The organism is Marinomonas rhodophyticola (assembly GCF_026113935.1).
Classification (GTDB): Bacteria; Pseudomonadota; Gammaproteobacteria; order Pseudomonadales; family Marinomonadaceae; genus Marinomonas; species Marinomonas rhodophyticola.
The window spans coordinates 90,551-107,519 of record NZ_JAPEUL010000011.1; the positions used below are offsets into that span (position 1 = coordinate 90,551).

At 44.3% G+C, this 16,969-nt stretch carries 13 protein-coding genes and 2 pseudogenes; 8 read left to right on the top strand and 7 right to left on the bottom strand.

Going from position 1 to position 16,969, the window contains the following annotated elements; translation table 11 throughout:
- Positions 1-4 precede the first annotated feature (4 nt).
- Both ONZ52_RS19990 and ONZ52_RS19995 read left to right on the top strand, forming a co-directional pair.
- Positions 5-610, top strand: coding sequence for an AAA family ATPase (locus ONZ52_RS19990; protein WP_265220417.1), 606 nt, complete (start codon positions 5-7; stop codon positions 608-610).
- A gap of 1 nt (position 611) precedes the next feature.
- Entirely contained in the window at positions 612-1,157 is a 546-nt protein-coding gene (locus ONZ52_RS19995) for a DUF4276 family protein (RefSeq protein WP_265220418.1), read from the top strand.
- A 74-nt stretch (positions 1,158-1,231) separates the two neighbouring features.
- Here ONZ52_RS19995 and modF read toward each other — a convergent pair whose 3' ends face one another.
- Together modF and ilvC are read right to left on the bottom strand one after the other, a co-directional pair.
- The gene (gene modF, locus ONZ52_RS20000; protein WP_265220419.1) at positions 1,232-2,668 is read right to left on the bottom strand and encodes a molybdate ABC transporter ATP-binding protein ModF; all 1,437 of its coding nucleotides are present in this window, start codon (positions 2,666-2,668) and stop codon (positions 1,232-1,234) included.
- A 269-nt stretch (positions 2,669-2,937) separates the two neighbouring features.
- Complete coding sequence (gene ilvC / locus ONZ52_RS20005) at positions 2,938-4,410, bottom strand: ketol-acid reductoisomerase (RefSeq protein WP_265220420.1); 1,473 nt, start codon at positions 4,408-4,410, stop codon at positions 2,938-2,940.
- Between the two features lie 224 nt (positions 4,411-4,634).
- On the opposite strand from ilvC, the pseudogene ilvY reads away from it, so the two are divergent.
- Positions 4,635-5,524: pseudogene (gene ilvY / locus ONZ52_RS20010) on the top strand (HTH-type transcriptional activator IlvY).
- A gap of 41 nt (positions 5,525-5,565) precedes the next feature.
- Here the strand turns inward: ilvY and ONZ52_RS20015 are convergent.
- Both ONZ52_RS20015 and ONZ52_RS20020 read right to left on the bottom strand, forming a co-directional pair.
- A complete protein-coding gene (locus ONZ52_RS20015) occupies positions 5,566-6,636 on the bottom strand; it encodes a Fe(3+) ABC transporter substrate-binding protein (RefSeq protein ID WP_321160384.1) in 1,071 nt (356 codons plus the stop codon).
- A 220-nt stretch (positions 6,637-6,856) separates the two neighbouring features.
- The gene (locus tag ONZ52_RS20020) at positions 6,857-8,470 is read right to left on the bottom strand and encodes a methyl-accepting chemotaxis protein (RefSeq protein WP_265220421.1); all 1,614 of its coding nucleotides are present in this window, start codon (positions 8,468-8,470) and stop codon (positions 6,857-6,859) included.
- A 277-nt stretch (positions 8,471-8,747) separates the two neighbouring features.
- Between ONZ52_RS20020 and ONZ52_RS20025 the strand changes: the two genes are divergently transcribed.
- The 4 genes and pseudogenes from ONZ52_RS20025 to ONZ52_RS20040 all read left to right on the top strand — a co-directional run bounded on the left by ONZ52_RS20025 (position 8,748) and on the right by ONZ52_RS20040 (position 12,840).
- Complete coding sequence (locus ONZ52_RS20025; protein ID WP_265220422.1) at positions 8,748-9,953, top strand: sugar transporter; 1,206 nt, start codon at positions 8,748-8,750, stop codon at positions 9,951-9,953.
- Positions 9,954-10,083: 130 nt separating this feature from the next.
- Entirely contained in the window at positions 10,084-10,431 is a 348-nt protein-coding gene (locus ONZ52_RS20030) for a hypothetical protein (RefSeq protein WP_265220423.1), read from the top strand.
- Positions 10,432-10,904: 473 nt separating this feature from the next.
- A pseudogene (locus tag ONZ52_RS20035) lies at positions 10,905-11,440 on the top strand (GGDEF domain-containing protein).
- Positions 11,441-11,505: 65 nt separating this feature from the next.
- Positions 11,506-12,840: a GGDEF domain-containing protein gene (locus ONZ52_RS20040; RefSeq protein ID WP_265220424.1), complete on the top strand. Its 1,335-nt coding sequence runs from the start codon at positions 11,506-11,508 to the stop codon at positions 12,838-12,840.
- On the opposite strand, the gene ONZ52_RS20045 is transcribed toward ONZ52_RS20040, so the two are convergent.
- Positions 12,837-13,958: a DNA alkylation repair protein gene (locus tag ONZ52_RS20045; RefSeq protein ID WP_265220425.1), complete on the bottom strand. Its 1,122-nt coding sequence runs from the start codon at positions 13,956-13,958 to the stop codon at positions 12,837-12,839. The two genes, ONZ52_RS20040 and ONZ52_RS20045, sit on opposite strands and share 4 nt — an antisense overlap.
- A gap of 296 nt (positions 13,959-14,254) precedes the next feature.
- Between ONZ52_RS20045 and ONZ52_RS20050 the strand changes: the two genes are divergently transcribed.
- The gene (locus ONZ52_RS20050; protein WP_265220426.1) at positions 14,255-15,403 is read left to right on the top strand and encodes a N(5)-(carboxyethyl)ornithine synthase; all 1,149 of its coding nucleotides are present in this window, start codon (positions 14,255-14,257) and stop codon (positions 15,401-15,403) included.
- Between the two features lie 91 nt (positions 15,404-15,494).
- Here ONZ52_RS20050 and ONZ52_RS20055 read toward each other — a convergent pair whose 3' ends face one another.
- Complete coding sequence (locus ONZ52_RS20055) at positions 15,495-16,133, bottom strand: tetratricopeptide repeat protein (RefSeq protein WP_265220427.1); 639 nt, start codon at positions 16,131-16,133, stop codon at positions 15,495-15,497.
- Positions 16,130-16,966 carry an SDR family oxidoreductase gene (locus ONZ52_RS20060; RefSeq protein WP_265220428.1) on the bottom strand — a complete coding sequence of 279 codons (837 nt, stop codon included), beginning with the start codon at positions 16,964-16,966 and terminating at the stop codon, positions 16,130-16,132. The genes ONZ52_RS20055 and ONZ52_RS20060 overlap by 4 nt, the downstream gene beginning before the upstream one ends.
- Positions 16,967-16,969 lie beyond the last annotated feature (3 nt).

Below are 16,969 nucleotides of genomic sequence, written 5' to 3' on the forward strand. Positions count from 1 at the left end.
CAATTTGGCTGCTTTTTTATACTTTTTGAAAGACAGTGAAGAAACTAATGAGTTCTTTAAGAGTTATCGAGATATAGTGGATGCGATAAAAACGGTAGCGCCTTATTTCCACGATTTTTATCTTGAACCTCGCGGTAATGATGGTGATCAGAAGGTGTTACTTAAATGGATTCATCGAGATCATGATGAGCCTTTTTCTGCAAATCAACTGTCGGATGGTACGGCACGTTTTATTTGCATGGCAACCTTGTTCTTACAGCCTAAGTCATTGAGGCCAAAAACGATTATTCTTGATGAACCTGAGCTTGGTTTGCACCCAGCAGCTTTAGAGGTACTAGCTGATATTGTGAAAGCGACGGCGAAAGAAAATCAAGTTATCTGTTCTACTCAGTCTGTTACTTTTGCCAATCAGTTTAATCCAGAAGACTTCATTGTTGTTGATCAGGAAAAAGGCGCATCAACGTTTAAACGGGTTGATGAGGTTGATCTAAAAGATTGGTTAGAAGATTACGCCATGGGAGACATTTGGTCTAAAAATATTATAGGGGGCGCCCTGAATGGTAAGAATAGGGATATCAGTCGAAGGCCCCACGGAAGAACGGTTTGTTAAAATGGTTTTAGAACCGTATTTAGCTGCGAAAGGAATTTATATGACGCCTATCTCAATGGGTGGTGATGTGAATGTTGAGCGTGCTAAAAATGAGTTGAAAAAGATTGCTAATAATTTTGACTTTGTTACAACTCTGTATGATTTTTATGGGTTCAAAAAAAGATTAGGTAACGAAACTAAAGAAGAATTAGAACAAAGGTTGATAGATTCTGTTCATGCAGGTGTGAAGCCAAGACTTATTCCATATGTTCAAATGTATGAGTTCGAAGGTCTTTTATTTTCTTGCCCTGAATCTATGGCGAGAGGATTAAATGATAGTGATGTTCTGCAATGGTGTCAGGATGTCTTGAGCGAATTTAATGGCAATCCTGAAGCTATTAATAACTCTGTAGAAACCGCCCCTTCTAAGCGTTTGTTAAAGCATACGAAATATAGAAAAACGACACATGGGCCAAATATAGCAGAAGAAATGGGTATCCCTAAAATACGAGAAATGTGTCTTGGTTTCCACGAATGGCTATGTAAGATAGAGAGTCTTGCTAAATAGATTCTGAGAAATTAAAAACACAAAAGCCAACTCATTGAGTTGGCTTTTGTCGTTTCTGAGCGGAGTAAATCCTATCAGCTCTTCTTCAACTCCAAGTAGTTCTCTATCCCTTTGATCTTATCTTCTGCGTGATGGTTAACATACAAAACAGTGGTCTCGGAGCCTTGGCAAATTTTCTCTATGAGGGCGAGGACGAGCTGTCGGTTCATGTCGTCGAGGCCGAGGCAGGGTTCGTCTAGGATCAAGAGTGGCGGGTGTTTCACCATGGCGCGGGCGATTAGCAGTAGGCGCTGGTCGCCATAAGATAGTTTGTTAAAGGGTTGGTCGGCGCGGTCTGTCATGCCAAGCAGCGCAAGCCATTGGTCGGCGATTTTCTTCTGGTTATCGGAGGATTTGGTGTACATGCCGATGCTGTCGTAGAAGCCAGAAATTATGACGTTTTTGCAACTGGTGCTGACGCGGTATTCCCATTGCAAGGATGTGGAAACATAGCCGATAAATTGTTTGATTTGCCAGATGCTTTCGCCCTTACCACGTTGGAAGCCGAAGACGAAAATATCGTTTACGTAACACTGGGGATGATCGCCGGTGATCAATGACAATACGCCGGTTTTGCCGCTGCCGTTGGGGCCACTGAGTTGCCAGTGCTGGCCGCGTTCAATGGTCCAATCCAGTTTATCAACAATGATGGTATCGCCGTATTTAATGGTGGCTTGGTTGAGTTTCACCAGAGGCTGGCATGGGTCTAGTACGGGCAGTTTATTGACTGGATCTGCCTCTGGGATGTCTAGATTCGTGGTTTTCAAATGCAGTAATTGGTACAGCTCGTTGAAGGCGTTGTCGTCGCTTTTATCTACCGTCAGTGCCAAACGTCCATTATCAACATACGCAATATGAGTAATAAAGTCAGGCATTTCATCGAAGCGATTGAGCACCATGACCATGGGTGTGGTGTCTATGATGGAAGCAAGGTGAGCTTGCAGCATGGCAAGGGTGTCGACGTCTAAACCATCAAAGGGTTCGTCTAATATCAGCAAGTCAGGCTTGTTCGCCAACGCGCGAATTAACATGACTTTGCGGGTTTCGCCGGTAGAGAGTTTGCGAAAGGCGCGATCCAACAGTGGATAAATACCAAACTTTTCCACTAGTTCCTGTGCAAGTTCTGGATCCTGGCAGTGATCGAAAATCATTTCCCGTACTGGCGTGCCAAGGGAAATTACATCCATGATGTCGGCGTCGTCTTTTTTCAACTCTTTAGCAATCAGCTCCGCTTGGGCTTCAAAAGAGACCAATCCCACGTTTTTCGGAAGGCCAGTGACGGTGCCGCGTTCAATGTCGCCAACTCCCGCTAATACAGCGGCTAAAGCCGATTTTCCAGCACCATTGGTGCCAGTAATCACCCAATGTTGGTTGGGTTCAATGGTCCAGTCAATCTCGCTTAGGGTAAAGCGATCATCAAAGTTCACTGTTACTTGTTTGAAGAGAATACTGTCTAAGCGGAGGCTGTCCATGGTATTTCCTAATGTGGTAATGAGAAAAAAGAGACAAAAAAGCCGAGTTTCTTACGATAACTCGGCTTTTTATATAAACATTACGATGTCATGAGCGAAGCCAAGACGAGGCAAAAATAGACGAGAAAGCAGAGTTTATAAGTATAAATACTCCGCGCATCCTGCGCTCCACCCTTCGGGCCAGCTAAAGCTGTTTAAATCTGTTCCTACAGATTTTTGAGCATTTCGAGTCTATTTTTAACAAAGTATTGGCGAGCGTAATAATCGTATTAAACGATCTTTTTCATGTCCGCCATATGACCGCGTAACACCGCACCTACAGCCTCAACTGGGTGAGAGCGTAGCGCTGTGTTTACTTCGATCAAGCGTTTGTTGTCTACGCCATTGTCTTCTACAGAAAGACCTTTACCGATCACGTCAGTTTTGATGCCTTTCATGAAGTCTGCCAACAGTGGTACACACGCGTGGTTGTATAGGTAGCAACCGTATTCCGCAGTATCAGAGATGGTCGCGTTCATTTCGTACAATTTCTTACGAGCGATGGTGTTTGCGATCAATGGTGTTTCGTGTAGAGACTCGTAGTAAGCCGATTCTGCAACGATGCCCGCTGCAGTCATAGTTTCGAAAGCAAGCTCTACGCCGGCTTTAACCATAGCCACCATCAATATACCGTTGTCAAAGAATTCTTGTTCAGAAATTTTCACATCGCCAGCTGGTGTTTTCTCGAAGTTAGTTTCAGCGGTTTCTGCACGCCACTTCAGCAAGTTAACGTCGTCGTTGGCCCAGTCTTCCATCATAGTTTGAGAGAAGTGGCCACTGATGATGTCGTCTTGATGCTTGTTGTACAAAGGACGCATGATCACTTTTAGCTCTTCAGAAAGATCGAACGCTTTGATCTTAGCTGGGTTAGAAAGACGATCTAGCATGTTGGTTACGCCGCCGTATTTCAAGGCTTCGGTGATGGTTTCCCAACCGTATTGGATCAAGCGAGACGCATAACCTGGGTCGATGCCTTCTTCAACCATTTTGTCGAAGCAAAGGATAGAACCTGTTTGCAACATACCACAAAGGATGGTTTGCTCGCCCATAAGGTCAGATTTTACTTCAGCGATGAAAGAAGACATTAGAACGCCTGCTTTGTGACCGCCCGTACCCACAGCGTACGCTTTTGCTAGCGCAAGACCTTCGCCTTTAGGATCGTTGTCTTCGTGAACCGCGATCAATGTAGGAACACCGAAGCCACGAACGTATTCTGCACGTACTTCAGAGCCAGGGCACTTAGGCGCCACCATGATAACGGTCAAGTCTTTACGGATTTTCATGCCTTCTTCAACGATGTTGAAGCCGTGAGAGTAAGATAGGCAAGCGCCTTCTTTCATTAGTGGCATAACAGCGTTTACAACCGCAGTGTGTTGCTTATCTGGTGTTAGGTTAAGTACCACGTCAGCGGTTGGAATCAATTCTTCGTATGTGCCAACAGTGAAGCCGTTTTCAGTGGCGTTTTTCCAAGATTGGCGTTTTTGAGCAATGGCTTCTGGGCGCAATGCGTAAGACACATCTAGACCTGAGTCGCGTAGGTTCAAGCCTTGGTTAAGACCTTGTGCACCACAACCGATAACCACCATTTTTTTGCCTTTCAACGCTTCTACGCCGTCTGCAAATTCAGAGCTGTTCATGAAGCGACATTTTGCTAGTTCTGCTAGTTGTTCACGTAGCGGCAAAGTATTGAAGTAGTTAGCCATGTTACACATCCTATAAGATAAATTACGGTATCTGCGATAAAAACACGCCGATATTAAAAATGGATTACACAGTCGCCAAGCCATGCTTTTCATGACGTCCTGCGAGTAGGGTTAATGTATCCTAGCGCAATCTTTTCGTAAATTGATATATTTGCAATACAGTGTCCCATTTTTTGCAAACATGTTTTATGATGATTGCACAGTCATTGTATGAAGGTTTCAGGATGAATATTAAGACACTTAAACAATTTCTTGCTTTGGCGGAAACGTTGAATTTTGGCCGTGCCAGCGACGAATGCCATATTAGTATTTCTGCCCTGTCGCGTAACATTCGACATTTAGAAGACGAGTTAGGCGTCGCGCTGTTTAATCGCGATAATCGGACGGTGGTCTTGACCAAAGAAGGGCAGACCTTCCTTAAATACGCCCGGATACCAGTCGGCAATGGAACTTGATTCGCCACGAACTGACGGATAATTCCGATCAACTTAGTGGCGAAATTAGCCTTTATGGCTCGGTCACAGCCAGTTACAGTTTTTTGTACGAGTTATTGCGTCGCTTTCGTATTGCTTATCCGGCGATTGAAATTAAACTGCGTACCGGTGATCCAGAACACGCTATTGCGCATATTTTAGATGGCAAAGAAGACATTACTATTGCCGCGAGGCCAGCGAATTTGCCCCGTGGTTTGGCGTTCAAACCGATCGCTATTTCGCCTTTGCTGTTTATTGCGCCACTTGAACAGCAAGTGCCAAATGTGCCGACTCACACACCCATTACAGAGCAAGAGTGGGCGAATATTCCAATGATCCTCTCGGAAAGTGGTGTGTCTCGAACCCGTGTCGATGAATGGTTTCGCCAACATGACATTGCGCCACGTATCTACGCACAAGTCACCGGTAACGAAGCCATCGTGAGCATGGTGAGTTTGGGTTTTGGTATTGGCGTGGTGCCAAAGATTGTGTTGGATAACAGCCCGTTGGTGGACCGGATTAAAGTACTGGATGTGAAGCCTGAGTTGGAGCCTTATGATATTGGCTTGTTTACACTGAAGAAAAGCCTAAAGAATCCACTGGTCGACGCGTTTTGGAATTTGATGAAAGAAGAGGCGTGATTACGCCTCTTCTTGATTGCTATATCAGGTGAAGGTTTCGCTTATTTCCAGCCGCCTTGGTCCATCAATTTGACGGCCTGACGATTATTTTCACCCAATACGCTCAAAGACACTTGATCGGCTTTGAAATCACCAAAGACGGTGAGGTTTTTCGGTGGCGCAATGCCTTCAACAACAGGGTATTCGTTGTTGACTTCGGCGTACCATGCTTGGCTTTGTTGGTTGGTTAAAAACTCCACCAGTTTGGTGGCATTTTCTTTGTTTTTCGCTGACGCTGTCATGCCAATACCACTGACGTTAACGTGAACACCACGCTCATTAGCGCCTTGGTTTGGCCAGAACATAACCAGTTTGTTGTAGACATCACGTTCTTCTTGCTTTTCGCTTTGGCCTAGGCGACCGAAGTAGTAAGTATTGGCAATGGCAATGTCACACACGCCAGCTGCCGCGGCTTTAATCTGGTCTGTGTCACCGCCTGCTGGTGGACGAGCAAAGTTCGCGACTAAGCCTTTGATCCATTCTAGAGTTTTGGCTTCGCCATGCGCGTCGATCATTGAGGCAACCAAAGATTGGTTGTAAATATTGCCTGAAGAGCGGATGCAAATTTTGCCTTTCCACTTCGGATCGGCTAGATCTTCATAGGTAGAAAGCTCGGCTGGATTAACGGTTTCTGGATTGTATAAAAATACGCGGGCGCGCTGCGATAAGCCATACCAGTAGCCATCACGGTCTTGAAGGTGACTTGGCACAACCTCTTTAAGCTTATCTGTTTCAAATGCTTGTAATACGCCAGCGTCTTTTGCACGGTACAAACGACCTGCGTCAACGGTAATAAATACGTCAGCTGGGACTGCGCTGCCTTCGGATTGTAAGCGGCTCAATAGGGCATCGGCATCACCTGTGATCAGGTTGACTTTGACGTCATTTTCCTTAGAAAAATTGTCTAAAAGCGGTGCGATTAGAGCTTCGGCACGTGCTGAGTAAACGTTCACTTCGCCAGCAGCATGCGCTGATAGGCTGCTAAAAGACAGTGCAGATGTGCCTACAACGGCAAGCAATGTAGAGGCTTTGCGGATTGAGGACGCTATGGTCGTTTTTACTAACAGGGTCATTATTATTTCCTTTTTATGTAAACAGTGTGCATTGGAAGCTATTCTACATACAAGTCGACAAACAATAATGGGAATAGTTCCTGTTCTTGTTATTTTTTGTCAATTTTGCATGATTTTTTTGTTCAAGTAGTAGCGAATGTCGCTGGAAATAGGAGAAGGCCTCTCACTGCTATGATTTTATACTCTCATCTTTTAGGCTAGAGACCTTGTTATTGTGGTGTTAGAGTTTAAAGAAGCTAAGCTGTTGTTGGACATCTACGCTACTGGCTGCCATTTCTCGTCCAGAATTCTGTGCTATGTCCGCGTTGTGTTGGGTTAAGTCTTTCACGGCGTGCATCTTTTTGCTGATATCTTCACAGACTAGAGTTTGCTCTTCCGCAGAGGAGGCAATAAGCCTTGTCTGTTCGGAGACGTTTTTTATACTATGGAGAATATTGCCTGTGAGGGCATTGGTTTGCTCTACTTGGCTGCGCGAAGATTCCGCTAAGGTCATTGAGGTTTCCATGCTACTGACTGCTTTTGTACTGGCAGCATTGAGTTGCGTCAGCAGTTTTTCTATTTCCCCTACACTTTCTTGTGAACGCTGAGCTAAGTTTCTGACTTCATCAGCCACCACGGCAAACCCTCGTCCCTGTTCACCCGCTCTCGCAGCTTCAATGGCTGCGTTAAGAGCAAGTAAATTGGTTTGTTCTGCAATGGCGTGAATAACGTCAAGTATGGTTTCAATATTGCTCGTTTCACTTCGCAGTGCCGTGACCATGGTGCCTGTGTCTTTTAGCGAAGTTACGAGCTGGTTGATGGCCTCTAATGTGCTATTGGCAGTGGATAAGCTGTTTTGTGCCACTGTGCGTATTTCATCGGTCGCTTGCGCAGAGTGTTGGGTATTGTGAGATATTGTGCGGTTATTGGCTGACATCTGGTCTAGGGCAACGGCGACTTGCGCCGTATTTTCCATAATTCTAATGGAGTATTCGCCCACTTCTCGATTTGCGTCTAGCACGTCTTGGCTATTTTTATTTACTGTATCAACAGACTTTAAAACGCCCGATAGAACAGAGCGTAAATTCTTCGCAGAAGTATTAATGGCGTGTCCAAGTTCGGCGATTTCGTCTTTTCCTGATAAGTGGACGGGCTTATTTAGGTAGCCTTCTGCCATATCTTGGGCTGCATTACGAACCGTTAAAATGCCTCGAACTATGTTGTTTGATATCAAGTAACTAAGGACAATAGAAATAATGAGTGCCACTAGGATGGAGGCCCAGAAGTTGATTTCGATTTCTGTAATCAGGCGTTCTGTTTGTTGTTTGGCCTGTATGACGTCCGTGTTTGTTTTGTCTGTGAGTGCTGTGAAGTATGCCATCAAGTCATTATATGAGGCGATGAAAGCAGAAAATACGGGGAAAGGCGCTTTGTTATCCGCTGAGTTTTCCATAGCGCTGACAAAGGTTTTTGTCTTGCTTTGAAAATCATTGACGAGAGTTAGCAGTTTAGTGGACTCGTCAGACTGCTCAGAAAAGCCCTTATTAAGTTCATTTATCAAGGATGGTGTTGTGTTGTAGCTCTTTGATATAGCTTCTAGGTAACTCGGAATTTGCTGATCAAGTGATAATAGATAAGCAATCTGTAGGCCTCGTACATTAAGAATGATATTAATCTGTGCTTCTTTAACTCGTTCTAGGTTGAGTGAGACATTGTGGTTTTCTTCATAGAATCGGTCAAAGCGGTTTGCTAATTCTGTACTTTTTGCTTTTATTAAACTGAGTGCGACTAAAAATATAATGATGATAGATAAAATAAGCGTAATGAATTTTGCCTTAACAGATAAATTGTTCATGCTGGTTCCTTCAACGTTGATTTTTGTGCTTTTTTTGGAGCGGCTTGGTGCGTCATTTTAGTGCGTATTTTGTATGGCATTTCTTATGAAAAATCAAAGTAATTCTTATTTGTGAACGATTATTTCGTAAGGTGTAAAGGCCTGTTTGGTTTTTTTAGATTGAGCAGGATAAGAATTATTGTAACTGTCAATAAACATTCATATTTCACTATTCCGTTATGGGCAAAAAAGTGGACAATAATACGATTACTTCTCGCTCATCTTCCTGCAGGTTATCATGACTTCTATCCCACTTTCTGAGGAAACGGTTTCTCGCCGTGTCCAGTACTTGCGCGTTTTTGTGCTAGGCTTCAGTGCGTTTATTTTTAACACCACTGAGTTTGTGCCCGTTGGATTATTGTCTGACATTGCACAAAGCTTTTTGATTGCGCCGGCTCAGGTGGGCTGGATGCTGACGATTTATGCTTGGATTGTGGCACTAATGTCTTTGCCCATGATGCTGCTGACGCGCAAAGTTGAGCGCAAAGTTTTGCTAATGTGGCTGTTTGGCTTGTTCGTGGTTAGCCATATCTTGTCTGTTGTGGCGTGGAATTTCACTGTTCTCTTGGTCAGCCGCATTGGTATTGCGTTTGCTCATGCGGTGTTTTGGTCGATTACCGCGTCCATTGCTATTCGAGTGGCACCTCAAGGCAAGCACACGTTTGCTTTGAGTGTCTTGGCGACGGGAACGGGGCTTGCTATGGTGTTGGGGGTGCCTGCGGGACGGATTATCGGTCAGCTTTTAGATTGGCGCACTACCTTTGCGGTGATTGCCGTGATTGCTCTATTTATCATGTTAGCGATGTACCGATTGCTGCCGAGTTTGCCAAGTTTGTTCTCTGGGTCTCTTAGTAAGGTGCCTGAGGTATTGAGTAATCGTATTTTGCTGGCGATGTACTTTTTTACCTTTATGATTTTTTCCGCTCATTATACCGCTTACAGTTACATTGAGCCTTTTTTAAAAGATATCGGTGCTGTCAGTGGCAGTTTCACTACCTTAGTTCTACTCTTGTTCGGTACGGCAGGCATTGTGGGCAGTGTATTGTTCAGTTATTTTGGTGATAAATCGAATACCTTGATGTTGTTGACGAGTGTGACGCTGGCCTCTATGTGCATGAGTGTTTTGTATTTCGTTGCGCCAAGCGACTCTTTGCTGATTGGTTGTATCCTGTTGTGGGGCGCTTCTATCATGATTATTGGCTTAAGTATGCAAATACGAGTGTTAAAAGTCGATAACAGCGCCGCCGATATTATTATGTCTTTGTATTCCGGTATCATTAATTTGGGCATCGGTGCAGGGGCCTTGGTTGGTGGTCAAGCTATTCATTATATTGGCTTAGAAAGTGTTGGTTTTACTGGGGCACTTTTAGGTGTCGGTGCTCTTGTGGTGCTTATCATGCTGTTAAAACGTACAGCAAAACCGAGCGCTCCTGTTGTTGAATAAAGTATAGCCAGTACCCTGATTAGGGTGCTGGTGTTAAACGCATCAAGTGTTTGTGTGTTCAACAGGGGTAACCTTGAGTAAAGGTGGCGCAGAGACGTTTTATTTTGATCTTAGCGAATAAGAATTTTTTATGTTTCATTGGTTAACGGTTTCTACGACACGAAAAATCAGCAGTCTTTCTTTCGTTCTTCTGTCATTTTTATTTGTGGTTATTATCTATTCAAACTATCAGACGCAAAAAATCTACGGAGAAATGCAAGAAGTTGCAGAAATAGATATTCCATTGTCTGAGGTGATTGCAGATATTGAAATACTACAATTGAAGCAGCATTTATTAATGGAGAAGATTCGCTTACAGGGCGAGGCTTTTTTTCGAACGATAGGTTGCGGCAAGAAGGTATCAAAGGGGTTGATACCTTTAGCCAAAGCCTGTCTTCTTTGCTTGAGAAGAGCATTGGTATTCTTCATTCCGGTATGACATTGGGTAGCATTCGCATCAATGTGGCCGATCATCAAGCCTTAATCCAGCAAATAAAGGCGCTGCATAGTCATAGAATAGGCTTTGAAGCTTTGTTTGCTGATTTTGTAGGCATAGGAGAAGCACATTATGCTGTGTCTTGGAATGAACTGGAAAAGCAGGATGATTTATTGGATGCAGAGGCTGAGAAGCTGCTTGTGAATATTGAGCAGCTCACCATGAAGGTTGCCGCGACGGTAGAAAAGCAAGAGCGCGATTTTATGATTGTGAATGCTATGCTGGGGATGTCTGCCTTCGCCATTGGTGGTTATTTGACGCTGTACACAATTTTGTCTTTTCGTCGTAAAGTGGGGTCATTGCGTGGTCAAATTGAATCATTGCATCGTTCTATGTCTCCCGACACTCTCGACCAATCATTTCGTTATCATGGCACGGATGAATTAGACGAACTTGAAAAAGATCTGAAGATACTTATGGCGCGCTTTTCTTTGGAAAAAAACAACCGTGATGAAGTAGAAACACAGCTTATTGAGCTGGCAACACGAGATAAGCTGACTGGTGCGTTTAATCGTCATAAATGGGATGAACAGATTAAGGCCGAATTGGCACTGGCTAATCGAGGCCATCATTTCAGTTTGATTTTGTTAGATGTTGATCATTTTAAGACAATCAACGACAGCCATGGGCATGATGTCGGTGATAATGTACTGAAATTATTGGTCAAAATTTTGCGAAAGCGTCTGCGTGAAACGGATATGTTGTTCAGAATTGGCGGTGAGGAGTTTGCGGTATTATTGAGAGACACTCATCTTGATGATGCCCACTTTTTGGCCGAGCAGCTGCGAAAAAAATTTCGATACTGGATGAAAAGAATATCCCTATTTTTACCATTAGTCTTGGCGTTACTGAGTATCAGGATTTTGATGACCAGAGCGATATCGTAAAACGCGCGGATACCCTGCTTTATCAAGCCAAAGGGGCCGGACGTAATCGAGTGGTGGCTGGTTAACTTTTCGCATTCTTAGTTTAACGATAGGTATTCAGTTTTATATGTTTCATTGGTTAAACGTTTCTATGACACGAAAAATTAGCGGTTTGTCATTTGTACTCTTGTCCTTTTTATTTGTGGTGATTGTTTACTCTGCTTATCAATCCCAGCGCATCTATCAAGAAATGCACGAAGTCGCTGAAATTGATGTGCCCTTGTCTGAAGTGATTTCTGACATTGAAATGTTGCAACTTAAACAGCATTTATTAATGGAAAGTATTCGCCAGCAAGGCGATGCGTTTTTTGCCGATGCCTCTATACACGCCAATAGCATAAGAGGATTTGATGAATTTAGTGCCCAGTTAGCCACACAATTGGATAAGGCGACGGAGATACTTCGCACAGGGCTTGGCTTTGGTAGTGTCAGAATTAAATTAATGGATCATCAGGCGCTCATGCAGCAAATTAGCGTGTTACATGAGCATCGAATGAACTTTGACCGCCTTGTTGACATCTTTTTTGCGCAGGAGAAACCATCCCTTTCGAGTGTTTGGACTGAGTTAGAAAAACAAGATGCGGAATTGGATGCACAAGCCGATGAGTTGCTTAAAAAAATAGACCAGTTAACCATAAGCGTCTCAGCAACGGTTGAAAATCAAGAACGGCATTTTGTGACTATGAATGCCATTTTAGGTTTGTCCGCGTTTGCCATTGGTACTTATTTAACCTTTTACATCATTATCACTTTTCGTAAGCGTATCTGGTCATTACGTGGACAGATTGAGTCTCTGCATCGTTCCATTGTTGTGGATCGCAGTCATCTCCCGACTAGACAGGCAGGGTTAGATGAGCTGGATGAGCTAGAAACGGACTTAAAAGCGCTTGTTAAACAGTTTTCGAAAGAAATGCATAATCGTGATGAAGTAGAAACACAACTTATTGAGCTGGCGACACGAGACAAACTGACCGGTGCTTTTAATCGCCACAAATGGGATGAGCAGATTAAAGTCGAATTGGCACTGGCGAACCGAGGTCATCATTTTAGTTTGATTTTACTGGATGTTGATCACTTTAAGAAAATCAACGACAACCATGGTCATGATGTCGGAGATCGCGTGCTTAAGTTGCTGGTGACTACCTTACGAAAACGGCTTAGAGAAACCGATGTATTGTGCCGCGTGGGGGGCGAAGAGTTTGCTATCTTGTTAAAAGACACTCGTTTGGCCGATGCGGCGACGCTGGCGGAACAATTGCGCAAGAGCGTCGCCACTTTGAAAATAGACCACATTCCGCATTTTACCATTAGTGTTGGTGTGACCGATTACCAAGATTGCGACGATCAACAAAAAATAGTAAAGCGTGCTGATGTGTTGCTCTACGAAGCCAAGGGTGCGGGACGTAATTGTGTGATGGTGGGTTAATCCGTCGATAAAAAGAAGTGCTTTCTGGCCATCGGTTGGCCATTAACAAGCACGTCTATTGCGTGCTCTCCTTTATAATAGACTCGCGTGGTGATGATTTTAAAGGGATGCTTTTTGCTCATCGAAAGCGTTTTTCTTGCGGGTAACGTGATTTTTTTCCATTTAAATACCTTGGGTGATGTGGTGCCATTTTTCTTTTGGTGATGAATCATGTAGTCGATCATCAAGGTTTGATCTTGGTCGCTGACGGATTGTATTTTGAGTGAAAACTCAAGATTCTCGTTTAGCGCAATGTGTTCTTGTTGTATTTCCAATTCAATCTTGCCTAGCTCTGGTTTTTCATAACCAAACACTTCGAGCACCTTAGGGTGACCTTGTTTTAATAAGGTGCGACAAGCATGACGAATTAATTTTTGCCGATTTGTGTTAGCGCCTTGCATCCATGTTTTGGCGATGTCTGCCACAAGGTCAGGATGGTCTTTGGCAATGTCATTAAGATTGTTGGCCACCGAGCGACGCACGTAGTCTTCTGGGTCGTCCTTGAGGGCTTCAAGTAACGCAATAACAGGCGCCGGATTTTGTATAAATTGCGGCAATTGCATGGCCCAAGGCAAGCGTGGTCGAGTGCCTTCAGAGATCAAACGACGCACATGTTTGTTGTCGTCTTTGAGCCAGCTTTTGAGGGTATCGAGGGTTTTGTCTTGGGAGGCCAGTAAGAAAAACCGAATGCTAAATTCAGAGGTAAAGCGACGTGTCATGGCATTGAGTAGGGTCATCGAAAGGTCATGATGTGCTAGGCCATGGATGCCCACATAATCGCCCATTGGCATGACGGCCCATCCCGAAATGCCGTCTTGCTCATTTTCTCCTTCATGCGGTGACTCTGGCGCGAGGCTAGCGAGTAATATTTGTCCAGCGTGGTCAAAATCCTTAGGCAGATACGCTTCCATGGCGCTGGTGATTTGCTGTGAGCGGGCTTTCAGTTCTAGTTCGTCAAGCTGATGCGATGCGGCATCAATAAAACCTTGTTTGTTAAAGTCTTTCCAATGGCGCCAAAAGTGGTCTGCCATGTTGTGGATCACTTTGCTATTGAAGAGGTTCTTAAAGGGTTCTGACATGAGCTGAGTTTCCTAGATGATGGATCGTAGAATAACGCTATCTGTGCCGCTTGTCAGTTCTTGTCAGGATAAAACCGTTTTCCTTCGATTTTAGTGCTATAGTGGTTTGTCTTTGCAACGATTCATGCCCGTCATGATCGACTAGCGTTCACCGCTAAGCCGTGTTTCAGCTCACTTCATATCTTTTATCCATCAACAGACAATATCACCATAGCAATCTTGTTTAACATCAGTTTGTCAGCGTTTTGATCGTACGTTTATGAACTCGCACAGGTTTTATTTTTTAAGGAAACAGTATGAGTCAATTAACTTTCGGTGTGATCGGTACCTCTAGAAAAACAGATGAGCGTCGTTATCCCATTCATCCAGAACACTTAGTGCGCATCCCTGAATACCTTCGTCATCGCTTAATTTTTGAAGAAGGTTATGGCGCTGCGTTTAATATTTCTGACGACGAGATCGCTGCACAAACAGGCGGTATTGCCACCCGGCACGAGATATTAGCTGATATTGGTGCGGTAATTATTGCTAAACCTGTCTTGGCCGATTTAGAAGAATTGCGTGAAGGCGGGATTTTATGGGGATACGTTCACTGTGTTCAACAACGTGAGATTACTCAAGCTGCGCTGGATCGCAAGCTTACCTTGATTGCTTTTGAGGATATGTTTGTTTGGTCTCCAAAGGGGCAAGTCGGTCGCCATACCTTTTACAAAAATAACGAAATGGCGGGTTACTGTGCGGTCATTCATGCTTTGCAATTAAAAGGCATCGATGGGCATTATGGTAATCAACGCAAGGTGATTATCTTTAGTTTTGGGGCCGTCAGTCGTGGGGCTATTTATGCGCTTAAAGCCCATGGATTTCGGGATATAACGATTTGTATTCAGCGGCCAGATCATGAAGTGCGGGAAGAAGTGCTCGACTGTCATTATGTAAAAGTACGCGAAGGTCAAAAAGGCGAAGCCCGCATGGTGGTGGTTGAACACGATGGCACGATTCGTCCTTTAACGGAGTTAATCCGTGAAACAGACATTATCGTCAACGGGACTTTCCAAGAAACCGATCATCCAACTAACTTTGTTATTGAATCCGAAGCGGCGTCATTGAAGTCAAATTGCTTGATTATCGATGTCAGCTGTGACGAAGGCATGGGCTTTTTCTTTGCCAAGCCAACTAGCTTCCAAGCACCAATGTTTCAGTACAACACGATCGATTATTACGCGGTTGATCATACCCCAAGTTACTTGTGGGAAAGCGCTACACGTTCTATTTCTGCTGCCTTGATTGTTTATCTCGAAAATGTTTTAGAAGGCCGCGAACATTGGCAGCACAATGAAACCATTCGCCGCGCGATAAACATCGACGAAGGTGTGATTAAGAATCCGCTGATCTTGTCGTTCCAACATCGGGAAATGACACCGCCTTATGCTGCTTTAACGATATAAATCAGCCAAAGAAAACAGCCAATGTTCCAGTCAGATAGGTCGCATTGGCTGTGGTCTTATGCTGCGCTTTATTGTAGGGGGAATATGTGTATTACAGCTCTTTATTTACTTTTACCATTAAAGCCTCTATTTCTTTGTGGCGGCCCATATCGGCAATTGGGCGGTCTGGTCTTGGGGCGGCTTTTTTGGCGATGTCGAGATGCTGTTTGGCGCCCTGATAATCACCATCGTCGTATAAAAATTCCGCAAGAAAATAGTTGCTGTCGATGCCTGTTGGGTTCAGTTTATAGGATTGCACTAAGAGTTCTTTGGCTTTTTTGTCATCACCAAACCCAATCGGCCAACCGGGTACTTTATGGTACAGCACGCCTAAGCTGGTCATGGCAGAACCCGATAATGCCTTGGGATTCATGGTTATGGCAGCTTCGAATGATTGTTTTGCCGCTTCTGCTAATGATAACGCCCCTAATCCGCCTTTTGCGCCTGCGGTGCTGGATTGAATAATACCAAGCCAAATCAGATCGTCTGGATTGTTAGGTTCTGCATTAACTAATTCTTGCGCCTTGAGCGCAAGGTCGTTAAAGGCCGCTTCTTTGGCGTCGTCGCCTTCTATTTGGTAATTGATTTGTGCCCAACGCTGTTGAATCTCTAACAAACTAGAGGTGCCAGCGGCCCAAGTAGAGGAAACTAAGCCGAGGGTGAGTAGGCTAGCTGTGATAAATGATTTCATGATAATACCTCTTGTGCGGTTTGCTCGACGTCTTTTTCACGACGTAGAAAGCGTTTAATAATGGGAAGTTTTTTGAACAGCGCCTTGTCCACAATGTGTGGGAAAGCACCGTTGATTTTGACAAAGAGTTTTTCAGGAAAACCGACAAATTGTCTGGCGTGACCTGTTTCAAGTTGCTGAATGAGTGAATTAGCAACGCTTTCTGGTGAATCGATGCTATTGCCCAAGGCTTGGTTCATCGCCATGGCCTGATCGCTATTAATGCTGGTGGCCGTGGCCCGTGGCGCAAAGTAATGAACATGAACATTGGTATCTGCTAATTCACGGTGCAAGGCTTCAGTAAAACCGCGTAGACCAAATTTGCTGGCGCAGTAGATAGATTGTCCGGCGAAACCAATGCTGCCAAATGCTGAGCCAATGTTGACCAAGTACGATGGTGTAGCTTGTCGCTGATTGGTTTTTTGCAACACAGGCAGCAATGCCTTGCTGAGTAATATCGGTGCCAATAAGTTGGCTTCTAAGGTGTCTACAATGACGGCTTCTTCAGTGTCTTCTAACAAGGAAAATTGCCCAACACCTGCGTTATTAATCAGCATGCTGATGGTGTTCAATTCAGCCATACTGCAGATCTTTTCACGGCCTTGGGTTGTGGTGATGTCCGCCACGAGTATCTGATGTTCGCCAGTCAAGGAGTTGCTAAGTTGTTGTAAGCGCGATTCACTTCGACCTTGCAGAATCAAACTTACCCCTTTGTTGGCTAAGGCTTTCGCGATGGCTTGACCTATGCCCCCCGTCGCGCCAGTTAATAAACAGGTTTGTTGTTGCCATTGCATGAT